This window comes from Novosphingobium sediminis, from assembly GCF_007991615.1.
Classification (GTDB): domain Bacteria; phylum Pseudomonadota; class Alphaproteobacteria; order Sphingomonadales; family Sphingomonadaceae; genus Novosphingobium; species Novosphingobium sediminis.
Genome location: NZ_BJYR01000033.1, coordinates 1 through 13651 on the forward strand (window position 1 = coordinate 1; position 13651 = coordinate 13651).

11 protein-coding genes are annotated in these 13651 nt (G+C 61.1%); 9 read left to right on the forward strand and 2 right to left on the reverse strand.

The annotated features are described in order from the left end of the window. Positions 1 to 467: 467 nt before the first annotated feature. Positions 468 to 1766 (reverse strand): DUF5623 domain-containing protein, encoded by a 1299-nt coding sequence (locus NSE01_RS19650; protein ID WP_147161303.1) that lies wholly within the window; start codon positions 1764 to 1766, stop codon positions 468 to 470. A gap of 697 nt (positions 1767 to 2463) precedes the next feature. Between NSE01_RS19650 and NSE01_RS19655 the strand changes: the two genes are divergently transcribed. The 3 genes from NSE01_RS19655 to NSE01_RS19665 all read left to right on the forward strand — a co-directional run bounded on the left by NSE01_RS19655 (position 2464) and on the right by NSE01_RS19665 (position 5084). Further along, positions 2464 to 3456 carry a DUF2493 domain-containing protein gene (locus NSE01_RS19655; protein WP_147161304.1) on the forward strand — a complete coding sequence of 331 codons (993 nt, stop codon included), beginning with the start codon at positions 2464 to 2466 and terminating at the stop codon, positions 3454 to 3456. A gap of 362 nt (positions 3457 to 3818) precedes the next feature. Then, positions 3819 to 4385, forward strand: coding sequence for a hypothetical protein (locus NSE01_RS19660; protein WP_147161305.1), 567 nt, complete (start codon positions 3819 to 3821; stop codon positions 4383 to 4385). A gap of 444 nt (positions 4386 to 4829) precedes the next feature. Further along, positions 4830 to 5084, forward strand: a complete 255-nt coding sequence (locus NSE01_RS19665) for a hypothetical protein (RefSeq protein ID WP_147161306.1) — start codon at positions 4830 to 4832, stop codon at positions 5082 to 5084. Positions 5085 to 5136: 52 nt separating this feature from the next. Here the strand turns inward: NSE01_RS19665 and NSE01_RS19670 are convergent, their stop codons facing one another. Further along, complete coding sequence (locus NSE01_RS19670) at positions 5137 to 5355, reverse strand: hypothetical protein (RefSeq protein ID WP_147161307.1); 219 nt, start codon at positions 5353 to 5355, stop codon at positions 5137 to 5139. Between the two features lie 544 nt (positions 5356 to 5899). On the opposite strand from NSE01_RS19670, the gene NSE01_RS19675 reads away from it, so the two are divergent. From NSE01_RS19675 to NSE01_RS19700, 6 genes are all read left to right on the forward strand, one after another. Beyond that, positions 5900 to 6190 carry a ribbon-helix-helix domain-containing protein gene (locus NSE01_RS19675; protein WP_147161308.1) on the forward strand — a complete coding sequence of 97 codons (291 nt, stop codon included), beginning with the start codon at positions 5900 to 5902 and terminating at the stop codon, positions 6188 to 6190. Next, a complete protein-coding gene (locus tag NSE01_RS19680; RefSeq protein WP_147161309.1) occupies positions 6183 to 8579 on the forward strand; it encodes a type IV secretion system DNA-binding domain-containing protein in 2397 nt (798 codons plus the stop codon). The genes NSE01_RS19675 and NSE01_RS19680 overlap by 8 nt, the downstream gene beginning before the upstream one ends. Further along, positions 8576 to 8860, forward strand: a complete 285-nt coding sequence (locus NSE01_RS19685) for a helix-turn-helix domain-containing protein (RefSeq protein WP_147161310.1) — start codon at positions 8576 to 8578, stop codon at positions 8858 to 8860. Before NSE01_RS19680 ends, NSE01_RS19685 begins: the two co-directional genes overlap by 4 nt. 1 nt (position 8861) lies before the next feature. Next, on the forward strand, positions 8862 to 11888 hold the full coding sequence (gene mobF / locus NSE01_RS19690; RefSeq protein ID WP_170233914.1) for a MobF family relaxase: 3027 nt from the start codon (positions 8862 to 8864) through the stop codon (positions 11886 to 11888). 400 nt (positions 11889 to 12288) lie between these two features. Continuing rightward, positions 12289 to 12498 carry a hypothetical protein gene (locus tag NSE01_RS19695; protein WP_147161312.1) on the forward strand — a complete coding sequence of 70 codons (210 nt, stop codon included), beginning with the start codon at positions 12289 to 12291 and terminating at the stop codon, positions 12496 to 12498. Positions 12499 to 12714: 216 nt separating this feature from the next. Continuing rightward, entirely contained in the window at positions 12715 to 13647 is a 933-nt protein-coding gene (locus NSE01_RS19700; RefSeq protein WP_147161313.1) for a helix-turn-helix domain-containing protein, read from the forward strand. Positions 13648 to 13651: the final 4 nt, after the last annotated feature.

Below are 13651 nucleotides of genomic sequence, written 5' to 3' on the forward strand. Positions count from 1 at the left end.
GTCCGGCTGCCGCTGATCCAGGCATTCTTCCAGTACTACTGGGAAGCCGGCGAGGCGGCTTTCGCTGAAATACCCGCCATCTGGGAAGCTGCCAAGGCGCGCATAAATGCTGGCGAAGGGCGCCCCTCAGGCGAGGAAGCTGCAGCGGCGCGGCGCACCGCTGGCTAAACTTGGTGTTCTGGAGAACGGAGCGATTGAGTTATCTCCCACCGGACACGGAAGCCCGCTGTCATGGAAGCAGCCGGTGACGTCTCCCGACCTCTGGCCGGGACCGCGCTCTATGCCGCCCGGCGCGCGGCTGCCCCGGCTTCGCAAGGGCTGCGCTGGCGCCGCGCTGCACCGAGCCCCGGACGGGTCTCGGCCCTTCGGGTAACGATCGCTGACGCGTTGGGTCGCCGCGCGCTCGTCGGCGGCATATGCCGCCGTCTCGGCGCGCAACGACCCAACCCTGACTGGTGCCCGAGATTTCAGGCGTTCGGTCCTGCGCCCGATCGCGTGATTTTCAAGGCGGTGTCGATTCTTCCGGTAAGCTTCCGCAGAGGAGCGCATTGGGGATAGGAGCCTTCGAGAAGCACCTTCAGCTCGATCAGGAGGCTTTCCACACCGCTACGCGAGTTGGCACGGCTGAACAGCGGATCGTCTGGAGACATGTCGCCATAATAGAGGTCGATGGGGTCATCCAGGGCGTTCAGTTGTTGATGCGGCACGTCGGCGTAGAGCCAATCGACGAGTACGCGCATGAGCTTGTCGACGCGCCAGTTCACCGCTCCGGGCTTGCTGTTCGATTGCAGGATCGCCCGCAGCAAACGTCCTGCCAGCTGATGCTGAACCAGCGTCATGCTGCCATTCGGCTTGCGATCGTATCCGATCATGTCGCGGTGATAGGGGAGCGTTTGCCGGGAGGGACGCGCAACGATGGTGCCCTTTGCCTTTGCACGGCGCTTGTCTTGCGGCGTTGCCGCTTGCGGCGAGATAAAGACATCGTGATTGGGCATTGATGACCCGGCCCAGTGCTCTGGTGTTTCTGGAGCGGGCAGTGCGTTGATGGTCCTCACCAAGGCATGGAAATCGAAGTCCTCAGTACGCTTGGAAGCGACGAAGAGGGTGCAGCGATACGGAAAGTACAGACCAGGCCAGTCTGCAGCGGCGAGATCCCAACCATTCCGCTTTGCCCACGTTGCCCGTTCATCGCTCACGCTCGGTCCGGAGTAGGGCTCGTCGATGAGTATGAACTGTCCGCTGGCCGGCAGCTTCCAATAGCTGGAATGGTCGTTGCCGGGCAATTCCTCATCGAGATCAGCCATCGCGCGGCTAGCTTCGAGATAGTCGCATGGCCGCAGGCCCGTCATCTCCATGAACCGAAGAGCACGTGCCGCCTTGCACAAACTATCGCGAGTATACTCGCGCGAGGGCCCCACCATGTCCTTCACGAGGTGGTCGGATGCAGCCACGCGCATGGATGCGAGGCCGCCGACAAGCTTGAGCTGCGCTTTTGACACCAGATCCAATAGCGGACGCGACAAAGTGACGGGCAGAGACTCCCGACCGCGCTCGAAAGTCTCCTGGTCTTCCCAGTACCCGGTCAGGAACACACGGGCCGATCTATCACCTATGGAAGTGCGGGCATGTTCATATCGGTCAAAGCCTGCACTGCGCGCGGCCAAGTCGAGGGCCCGTCGGTGAGGAATGCCGTCTCGTTTTTTCAGTTGATTCGCGAGGCGCTTGATGTTGGCCAGATTGGACGGCCGCACGTTAGCAATCGACATGATTGTTCTCCGCGGCTTGAAATGTAGCGTCGCCCGTCAACCACCAGCACTCAAGCCCGAACAACATGTTGCAAGGCATGATGAGATATCGCGGCAGTGCTGATCAACAGCTTGGCTTGGAGACGGGCGTCATGCTCCTGCCGGGAGCGATCATCGTTTTAATCGCATCGGCTAATGGTGACAACCGTCGGCACGCCGACTTCAAGTTGAAAAGTCCGGGGAAACTGCATCCCACCTCCGGATAATCTCATACCAATGGGATCGCGGTTAGCGCAATCAACCAGCGCTGGCTGCTCGGGCCGATCGGCTTTACTACCGCATCCGCCCACAATGGAATGGCGGTGTTCCCGCTGTAACCCCTGCGCAGGGCCGAAGGGGCGGCCCGGCGTGGCGCCGGGGCGCCTGACCGGTCCTGCCTTCGTCTCTCTTGCTCGGGGGCGGGAACGTCTCTTCCACACACAGGAACACCTGCCGAAACATATCGGTCTCCGGCGCTCGTCAAGGATCGCGGTTCCCCCAATTTTCCGCACGCGTGCCTGCTGCGCTGCGCTTGCGGAACGCGCGCAGAAAATCGGCACCCCCACGCCCGCAGGGGCGGCGGCGAGCACGGCTCGCCGTCCCTGACTGCACGCCTCCCGACCGATGGGTTTTCGGCCGTTCCCGATGTGGGGACGATTTCAACAATCGGAGGCTACCCATGCAAAAATTCAACAGCTTCGCTGATCTCGCCAATGCGCGCATTGAGCTCGCGGACAACCGTGACGGTATCGTCGAATCCTACGACGGTGCCTTTGTCGAGCACAGCGATCTTGCCAAGCTCAGCATCATCGATGAACCGATCGCAGCGGAAATGCCTGATCCGGACATGGCGCGCCGCGCCGTCGAGATGGCTATCGGAACGATCTTCGATGTCCTCAAGGACACGCGCATGGAGGAGTTCGCGCAGCAGCTTGCCTGGGGGATGGTCAACTCGTTCCACATGACCGCCCGTCTGGCCGAGGGGCGCGAAGATGATGCCGCCAAGAAGCTGGGTGAGCTCGCTCGTCACTTTGATCCTTCGGAGATCTACGCCGTGGAGCTCGAGGAGACACAAGCGCTGTGCCAGACACTGCAAGGATGCCGCGAAGCGCTCGAAGCGATGCGGGACCATGCGGCGGATGTCTACCGGGTCGAAACAGGCCGGGTATTCACAGCCACGCGCGGGTCGCAGGTCAGCAAGAATGGTGTGACCGCCTCGCAGGTCCAGGCGCAGGACTACCTTGCCGCTCGGGCAAGGGATCGGCGGGCACAGTTCCAGCCCGATGGCCCGCTGGTGATCGTCTCGGGCGGCCAGCAGGACTGGCACGACTTCGAGATGATCTGGGAGATCCTCGATGACATCAAGGCCCGCATCCCGACGATGGTTCTGGGCACCACTGGAATGCGCAAGGGTGTCGATGCCATGGCAAATGCCTGGGCACAGCGGAACGGCGTGCAAACCATCCTCTTCATGCCCGATCGTCGCCACGGCAACCGTGCCCCGTTCTTGCGCAATGAGAACATCGTGAAGCTCGGTCCGGTCGAGGCGATTATAGGTGAAGGGTCCGGCATCCAGTCCAACCTGGCACAGCGCCTCCGCCAGGCGGGCGTGCCGCTCCACATCCGGCGCATCAGTGATCAACGCAAGCCAGGCTCACGCAGCCTCGGATGAGCGCTTTATGGAAGGCTCCGGCTGAGGCCGGGGCCTTCCACTTTTCTTTCGTGCGAGCACGGGCTCAGGGGGCATCGAACCCCCCTTGCCCGTTAAGGAGAAAGCCCGCTGGTGCGTGATGCTGATAGCTGATTTGAACATGCAATGCGCGGCCCGAGATCGGTGCATACGCGCCTTTCAGGCCCTCTTCAGCGTGCCGCTCAGCCAGCAGCGGCGGTACCCAGGTGAACCGCTAGTTTCCACGACCCGACCCTGCGGGCGGGCGCGTGTCGCAGGCATTGACGTAACGGCTCAGGGTACGGTTCTCACCACCTGAAAGAGGAGGGGGAAAGCGAAAGGGCGAGCAGCAGCAGGAGGCAAAGATGCTCGTCACATTCAGGGTCAAGGACACCACCACTCGGCTTCATTCCGAGCCAGCGGAAGTCTCCGCGCTCGAGCTCGCAAGCTTGATGCGGCGGCTGCACGCGGGCCATGCTGACATCGAAACCGACAGCCACGAATTCTCGGCTGCACCGCTCAACTTCGAGGTCAACGCGAACTCTCTTTCCCTCGCAAGCTTTGCCGCCTGCTTTGACTGGCGCGCCGAGGTGATTGCGATCGTCGAAGAGGCGCAGTTTCTTGGCCGAACGCTGCGTGTCCACTGCCCAGGCGGACCGTCGCCGATCACAATCATGGTCTCCGAGCATATCGCATTTGCGCGCGACATCCTGTTGCCATCAGAACTTGCCGCCAAGGTTGTGCGGGCACTGGGGCAGGGTAGCGGTCCAGAGGGAGAAATCCCGCTCGATGCGCTACGTGCCCTGCTTAGCGATCACCATACCGCTGAAGCCTTTCGCAGTGCCCAGATCGAGACCGTCTTCGAAAGCCTCTCAATCCTTGCCTGCACCGATTGCGGCGAACAGTTTCCAACAATGGAATGGGCGTCGTGAGCGGGCTCTCAGGCCGAGCATTGCGCATCCGCTGAAGGGTGCATTTCGCTCCCGTTTCCGAATACCCAGCGCCAACCAGATTCAGGTCGATCGACGAACAGCCTCCCGTTCGTTCGGCAAGGGGAAAGGGTGCCCGGCCTCAAGCCGCGGTGCCCTTTTCTCATGCCATGGAACTAGCGCTCTGCGCGAGGACGGAGACGCTCACAAAGCACGGTGCAAATCCGACTTCAGCCTCCTGCCAATGGCCCGTCCACCACCATCGCCATGAGCACTCCGGCCATGCCCGGGTCAACCACAAACAGGCCGACCGGGAAGTCCGCAAGCGGACTTCCGCACCACTCGACCAGTTTGCGGTCAAGCCTCCGCTTCGCTCCGGTGACCTGAGCACATCCGGAGCGCTGTTTCATGGCATGGCGGACGAGCCGCCAACGACAGGAGGCAACGATGTGCTACACCGCAGAAGCCTATGAAGCTGATACCGCCACGATCCGTCAGATCGATACCGACATCATCGCACTCGATGAGAAGATCATGCAGGCGGAACGGCGCTCTTATCACACCTTCTTCGATGTCCATGTGGTCCGGGCCGGAGACGGCTCGTATCTGCTGATCGAGGAAGGGGACTACGGTGAGCTTCCGCTGCATCTGATCGACGACATCGTCTACACCGCAGCAGGGAAGATGGACGACGAATACTGAGCCTCACGGGTGCGGTAGTCCGCACCCAATGGCCCCTGTGCTTACGCCCGCCTCACGCCAGCTTTGTCAGAGCATCGACCGCTGCTTTAGGCTTCACTTTCACGGCGAGCTCGAGGAGCTGGATTGCACGATCCTGCCCTACCTTTCGCACCAGTCTGGCGAGCTGCTTTTCCGCCTCTTCCTGTTCGAGTTCCGCGAGCTTCTTTTTGCGCTCCGCCAGCTCCTTTTCAGCGGCTTCCAGAGCAGCGCGCTCGCGTTCAACCTTTGACACCATAAGGCCTGTCCTTTGCGTCTCGTTTGCCTCTCAGATGATGAACCATCTGTAGAGCCAGATCGAGACGTTTTTTTGCCTGATGCTTCTGCGCCCTGCCGGACAACCGAGACGACGCCGGGCCTCTGAAGGTGCCAGAGGCACCGTGCCGTGGCTTTGGCAAGCAACGCAATCTTCGCTTTCATCGCACGCCGGCCTTCGGCCTGGCTTCTTTCGGGAAAGCCACCCCTGACATGCGACTCCCACCAAACCCGAGATCTCAGCACATAGCCGCCAAGTCCCTGAACTAGCACACCGAACACGGTTTTACCGTAAGGCGTTTCGGAACGAATCGCGTTTTATTGCAGGATGTTAGGTGTAGATCGGCGGGGCTGGGGCTCGGTGAAATATGTTTCGGAAGCTGATCAAGAGCGCCAAAAGCACGCTAAAACAATCGCATAGCGCCGCAACAAGTTTCGGGCTGCAAAGCGCTTTTCACGGCGTTTCGGCTACGGTATAAATGCGCCTGCGGTATCCAAGCCATGCATAACCTTGTGAGGTTTGCATGGGTAAAGTCTTCAAAGGCATCGGCATCGGCCTCTCCGAAGAGGTGCTGCGCGAGCTCGACGCATTTGCTGCTACCAAAGGCGTTTCGCGCGCTGAAGCGATCCGTGCTTCGATTGCCGTCGGCCTTCCTCTCCTCAACCTTGGCATCGCGCTGAATGCCGAACGCGCTCTGACGATCCTCGAGCATACCCAGCTCGCGCTGTCGCTTTTGGTTGAACGGCAATACCCTGAGGACGTCAACGAGCTCATCGACATGGCTCTGCGCAACGTGCGTGAATACCATGCGTGAGGACATCCGTTTCAGCAAGAAAGCCGTCACGCTGACGCATGATTCCGCGCGCGGAAAAGTGAAGCGAAACGCGGGCAATTTCACTCGCGGATCGCAGCTGTTTCACCATCAGATTCTGATGACCTGGGCAGGGGTTCGCATCCCTCTTTACACTTGGGCCGGAACAACGGTCTGTCTGCTGTCCCTGCTCGTTGCGATCACCTTCAAAGACCACGAGGTGACCCTTGTTCTGATGCGGGTCCTTGCGGAGTTCTGGAACTGGGTCGGACTGAACCCCATGAAGTCCGTCAACCTGACCCTCCCATCGGGCGATATGGTGCAGGGCCGGATGCATATGGTGCCCTTTCATCCCGCCGTCATGGCGGCGTGGGGCAAGGCCATTCAGGTGACTGTCTCGGCCATGCTTGGTTCGGTCTTCATTTGCGTCCCGCTGACGATCTGGTTCTTTGAATATTCGAGGCGCCGCGGGTCAGAAATTCTGACCGAACGTCATGAGCGCGGTGCGGTCAAGGTTGAGCGTGATGTGCTCGTTGCGGCGATCAAACATTACAATTGGAACGAGCACCAAAAGGAATGTCTTGCCCGCATGCCAGCGGAGGACCCTGACGCGGTTCTCAAGGAGGACCTCAAGAGCCGCACGAGGCGCGGGCTGCATCAGCCCTATAGGCTCGCTGGTGTCCCTTTCCCTTGGCGCCTTGAACAGAGCCACGCGATGTTCATCGGCACCACCGGTGCAGGCAAGACAACCGAGCTCAAGAAGATCGTCACACAGGCGAGGGCGCGGGGCCACCGCTGTGTCATCTTCGACCTCACCGGGACCTTCGTCGAGAGCTTCTACGACGAGACCACCGACTTCATTCTCAACCCGATGGATCAGCGTTGCCAGCCCTGGTCGATCTTCAACGATTGCGACAACTATGCCGAGTTCATGAGCGCCGCTAGCGCACTGGTCCCGAGCGGCCGCAATGCGGACGATGATTTCTGGCAGAAGTCGGCCCGCACAATCTTTGTCGAAATGTGCATGAAGATGATCAGGCTCGGCATCCGCTCGAACGGCGGCCTTGCCTACTTTCTGATGCACGCCGACCTCAAGACGATCAGCCGCTATCTCGAGGGAACGATCGCAGCTCCGTTGATGTCGCCATCAGCCGCAAAGATGGCTGAAGCGATCCGGGCAACCTTCAATGCGAACGCCAACGTATTCCGCTTCTTGCCCGAGCCACGCAATGGTCAACCGGGCTTCTCGATCAACAAGTGGATGACCGAGGATGTGAAGGAAGGGTCGATCCTTTTCATCACCTCGACCCACCCTGACCTTGTCCTCAATCGGCCTTTGCTGACCCTGTGGATGGACATTGCCGTCAACGCTCTGTTTCGCATGGGCCGGACCCGCAATCTGCGCACGTGGTTTCTCATCGATGAGGTCCATGCGCTCCATCGCCTGCCCGCCATCGAGAATGGTCTTCAGACTGCCAGAGGGGTCGGCGGTGCCTTTATTCTGGGAATGCATTCCTTCGGTGCATTGCAGGACACTTACGGAGAGAATGGCGCGACGCATCTCACCTCTCTCGCTGGCACCAAACTGATCCTCAAACTGGCCGATCCGGCGACGGCCCAACGCTGCTCGGAATTCATTGGCCGGCGCGAAGTCAGGCAGATGGATGAGGCCTATTCCTATGGGTACAACAGCAACCGGGACGCTTCGACGATCACACCGCGCACTCAGGTGGCCGAACTCGTCTTCCCTGACGACATTTCCAACCTTCCATCGATGCACGGCTTTGTGAAGTTCCCGGACGGATTTCCGGCAGCCCGGATCGAGCTCAGCTGGAAGGACTACAAAGCGCGCGCGCCAGGCTTCGTGCGTGTCACGGACATGCGTGCGGCAGACTATGTTCCAACGCCCGAGGAAGCCGCAGAGATGCTGATGAGGGCAGGTGATGAGAGCGGTCCGGACAAGCAGCCGCAGCGGTTTGAAAAGCCCATCGATGCGGAGCGCACCGATGCCGAGCAGGAAGCGGAAAGGTTACGCGAAGAGATCGAGCGCTCGGTCGAGCGAACCGTCGAAGAAGCTGAACGGGTTCTGCGCGAACAACGCAAGGAGGAAGAGAGCGGTGGGCCACCGGCGCGCGAGCGCGACCCCCACAGCGCCTTCAAGTTCAGCAAGTCTGGCGAGAAGGACAGACGCGAGAAGCAGCAATTCGCTTTGAAAGATGTCGCAGAGCGCTCTGGTCGGGCGCAGAATCGCACCGATCAGCAGCGCGACAAGGATGCGCGGGACGCGGGCCAGGAGAGCGAGGTCCAGCGTGAAACGATCCACGGCTTCGGGGCCGAGGACAAGCGCCGCGCAGAGCCTTCGATTGATGACGATCAGGAGCCGGAACGATGACGGTTCACGCCACTGTCCGGAAGCCGCCACCAGCATCCTGTGTTGCCTTCGGCCTGCGACTACGCACGCTACGAGCGGCGCTTTCCAAGACGCAGGGCGAGTTCGCCTCGGATCTCGGAATCGCGGTGAAGACGGCCAAGAATTATGAAGGCGGTCACAGGGATCCGCCTGCCAGTCTCGTCGCGCGTGTCTGCATCAAATTCGCCGTCGATCCAGCCTGGCTTCTGCTGGGCGATGCCGCTCGTCCGATGTTCCAGTCAACGTCTCGGGAAGGGGCCTGAGATGCTCTCGGTCGCATCAGTGGGTTCTGCCGGAGGCGCAGCCAACTATTTCGCTAAGGATGACTATTATGTTGGCGATGGCCCGGCTGAGCTCAGCGAGTGGGGCGGGAAGGGTGCCGAGGCTCTCGGGCTGAAGGGACAGGTCTCAAAGGACGACTTCGAGAAGCTGCTCGATGGCAAGCTTCCCGACGGCAGCATCGTCAATGCCAATGCCAACCGCCGTGCCGGAATTGATCTGACTTTCTCGATGCCGAAGTCGGCCAGTCTCATGATCCAGTTGGGCGGCGACAAGCGTGTGCTGGAGGCGCAGGCCAGTGCGGTCAAATCCGTCATGGCCTATCTGGAAAAGCACTTCGCAGAAGCGCGGGACTATTCCCGGAATGGCAATGGCGAGCCGGTCAGGACCGGCAACCTCGTCTACGCGCTCTTCCAGCACGACACGAGCCGCAAACTCGACCCGCAGAACCACACCCATGCCGTGATCGCGGCGATGACGCAGGACAAGGCGGGCAAGTGGAAGGCGCTCTGGAATGGTGAGATCTGGAAGAACAATTCGGTCCTTGGCTCGATCTACAACGCGGCCCTGCGCAGCAACCTCGAGAAGCTCGGATACCAGACAGAGATCACCGGCAAGCACGGACAGTTCGAGATCAAGGGCGTGCCGCGCGACGTCATCGATGCGTTCAGCCAAAGACGCCAGGACATTCTGGCAACCGCGGAGAGGTTGGGTCGCAGCCCGTCCGAAACCGAAGCGATGCGCGAGATCACCAAGCGGACCCGCGATCCCAAGCTGAATCCTGACGACAAGCAGGCGCTCAAGGCTGAGTGGGTCCGGCGGGCCGAAGGGCTGGACTTTGACGCCAAGGCGCTGGCCGCAGAGGCGCGGGCGCGCTCCGAGCTATCGGCCGAAGCCAAGCTCGGCACCGCCGAGCGCGTGCGTGAGGCGATCAAGGACATTCGCGATACGGCCCGCATCTATACGCGTCCGGCTGACGAACTCACGACCAACGGTTTGGCGCGGACCCTGCTGACCCCGACGCAGCTGCGCACCGAGATGGCGACAGCATCTGCCATCCGCATGATCGGCGAGCGAGAAACCTCTTGGACGCGGGCTGAGCTCGTCAAGACCGCGCTCGACCTTGGTCTCAGGGGCGTAACCGCGGAAGGCGTTGAGGACCGCATGCAGCGGCTGCTGGAGGGCGGCCAGGTGCTGGCTGGCAAGAGCACCCGGATCGATGGCGTGCCTGACCGTTTTACGACGCCCGAACACCGGCTGATCGAGCGCTCGACACTCGACAACGTGGCGCGCGGGCAGGGGGCCAGTCCGGGCATGCTTGCGATGGGAGAGGCCCCGTCACGCCTGCGAGAGGCTGCCGGCGAACGGGATCTCAATGCCGAGCAGATTGCAGCAGGCACCCTCGCGCTTGGCAGCGATGACCGCACGGTGGTGATCCAGGGGGTCGCAGGCGCTGGCAAGACGACCCTTATTTCCGCGATAGCCAGCGTCGCCTACCAAGAGGGCAGGGAGGTCATCGGCCTTGCCTTTGCCAACAAGATGGTGAGCGACCTCAGGAACGAAACCCAGCTTCGCGGCCGAGACGGACAATTGCTGCAAGCGGGGATCGCAGCGCAGACGGTCTCCTCGTTCATCAATCAGCACTTGCGCGGCGCGCTCCACGGGTCGGGGCCGCAGTTCGAGGCATCACGCAAGCTGGTTGCAGGCAAGGTCCTCCTTCTTGATGAAGCCTCGCTCGTTGCCAACAAGCCGATGAACGACCTTCTGACCATCGCCAACCGGCTTGGCGCCGAGAAGGTCATCATGGTGGGTGACAAGGCGCAGCTCCTCTCGATCGAGGCGGGCAAGGCGTTTGCGCTCATCCAGGCCGACAATCCGGCCATGGCCCGGCTCGAAACCTCCTTGCGCCAACGTACGCCCCATATGCAGGAAGCCGCCGGCCTTGCGAGGGCTGGCCAGTTCAGGGAGAGCTTTGCCTCGCTCGGCGAGCGTGTGGTCGAAGCGGGCCAGGATCACCTTCGGGTGACGGCACAGACCTGGCTGGCACTGGGGCAAGAGGATAGGGCACGTACGGCGATCTACTCTGCAGGGCGCGATGCGCGCGGCGCGCTCAACCAGATGGTGCAGGAGGGCCTCAAAGCCGAAGGCGTGCTGAAGGGCGAGGGTCTGCAGCTGACGACGCTGCTACCGGCACACGCCACACGCGAAGAGCTGCGCTACGCCAGCACCTACGACAAGGGCCAAATTCTTGAGGTCATGCGTGCCAACGCTCCGGGGGGGCTGGCGCGCGGGCGTTATGTCGTTGAAGGCACCGATGGTCGGGGGAGGGTGGTGCTGCGCGATGCACAGGGCAAGCTGAAGCGCTTTGACCCTTCCACCATCGACCCGGCTGACAAGCGCGATGCCCTGCGACTTTCAGAGAAGCATCGGGAGACGATCTACGAGGGTGACAAGGTCCGCTGGAACGAAAAGGACACCGCTCGCGGCCTGATGAAGTCCGAGGAAGCTCGTGTTCTGGCGATCCGGGACGGGGTCGTGACGGTCGAGAACCGCCAGGGCGACACTATCGAGCTCAAGCAGAACGACCGGATGCTCGAGCGCATGGGTCTCGCCTATGCGCTGAACATGCATCAGGCGCAGGGCGATACCCGCGACATGGCGATCGGCGAGATGCACTCGGCCGCCCGCAACCTTTCGAATCAGCGCCTTGCACTTGTGATGATGACCCGCGTGCGTGACGACATCACGATCGTCACCAACGACAAGGACCGTCTGCTCAGTCAGATCGAGCGCAACCCCGGCGACAAGACCAGCGCGCTTGAGACCCTTGGCGAAAAGCAGGTCGATGAAGGCAAGGGGAAGCGCACGTCCGCTGAATTCAGTCCGAAGATCCCTGAACACCTGCGCAACGGTGGCGACACCCTCTCGCCGCTTCCCAATGTGGCAAGGGACAGCCTGCGGTCAGTACCGCAGATCGACCTGCCCGAACGCAGCATCGAACGCAGCCGATAGGAGAAAGGCCATGCCACCACGCGATCCAGCGATGTCCGGTGCGGAACCAGGTTCCGGCAATGCGCCAATGGTTCTCACGCCTCATCCGATAGCGGACGGGTTCATGACGGCGACAGGGGTTGGTGCTGCAGGCGCCGCCGAGCCGATTGCGGTCCAGCCTGGCCCTTTCCCGGGACCGGAATGGGTGGCGCTCGGTTTGGCCATTCTGGCCTCGGTGGTGGCGGGTTCTCTGCTCGCCGCATGCGCAACAGCCTTCCGGAGACTAGCGCAACTGCGCCCTTCACGGCTCAGGACTCGCCATTCGGTGATTGCCCGATCCGCCGATGCCCGGAGGCAATCGGCATGATCCTGCGTAACCAATCTTCCAGACCGTCAATCACCACCTCAAGGAGAGCATGAAATGGCATTCGATTACGAAGATGCAGGAACCTTCGGCAGCGAGCGCGAGGCAAAGGACTGGGCGCAGCGCAATAGAATTGATCTGCGCGATCTCCACATCCGCAATGCCGGCGGTCAGCGGGTCGAGGTGGGTATTCGCAAGAGCGCCTACGACCAGCGCGAAGACTATGACAACCGTTACGGGCAGAGGCAGGACGGCTTCTGGCGGTAAAGTCCGCTGTGGTGTGGCAGGCTGAGCCCTGTGAGCCATCGGATCAATTGCGGAGCGATATGATCCCCGAACAGATCCGAAATCCGATCCTTTGGCTCAATCCGTGATCCATTAGCGGACAGACTCGGGGTTTGGAAACCACTCACAGTGAAAATGATACATATATGATTGTTGTTTTAGCGTCTGAATGGCTCATTATTGAGGCAGGAGGACGTTATGAGCACCATCAACCCGGATAAATTGATCTTCCTGCGTAAGGAGGCTGGACTGACCGCCGAGGCGTTGGCCGATGCGGCTCACGTCGGGCGCGCTACCATCACCCGAATTGAAAACGGGAAAGCAGGCGCGACCCGGCCTGAAACAGCTAAGCGACTGGCGAACACCTTGAAATGCCAGCCTGCGGACCTTTTCACGCCTCCCGAGCCTGATCAGGCGCGTAGCCTGTTCAATGACCGTGTGCCCCTTGACCTCAGCATCTCGAGCGCGGCGCAGAATGCGTTGGAGCTTGTCGCCATGCGCTATAACGAGACCCGCGAAACGATCCTCGAACTGGCGCCTCTGCTGTTCGACCTTGTCGCGCGGGAAAGCTTGCTCGAACGTAGCAATCGGCTCGCAGAACTCAGCGCCCGGCGTGACGCCGTTGGTGAAATGGGTTGTCATTTTTCGCACCTTGGCGGCAGGTTCCTGCACGACTGGCAGGCGGAAGAAGTGGAGGTTCAAGAGGAGACCTCGATCAGAAAGCGGGATCTTCGCGCCTCGTATGTGCTCGAGAGCGCCAAGATCGAGGATGCCTTCGTCCCGCTGGATTATGACGAGGAATGCGACAATCCCTTCGTCGACCATCTCAAGCGGCGCATTGAGGAGGTACGTCAGGATGGCGACGACGCACCTGCGCTAGACGTTTGGCCGGTATGGCGCAGCCCGAGCTACGACGTTGGAAGTGCGGAGGCATTGACGATAGCCCAAGGTGACGAGGAGCTGGCAAGAGCCATCCTGACCGGTGCCATCCAACTCGCTCATCTACCGAAGAACCTGCGTGGTTCCGATGCCGCGGAGGCGAGGCTGACCTGGATGCGTCAGCAAAAAACCCAGCACGATGAGAAGCTCCAAGAGCTCCTCGGCGATCTCCTTATCGACGTAACCGGGTAGGAGA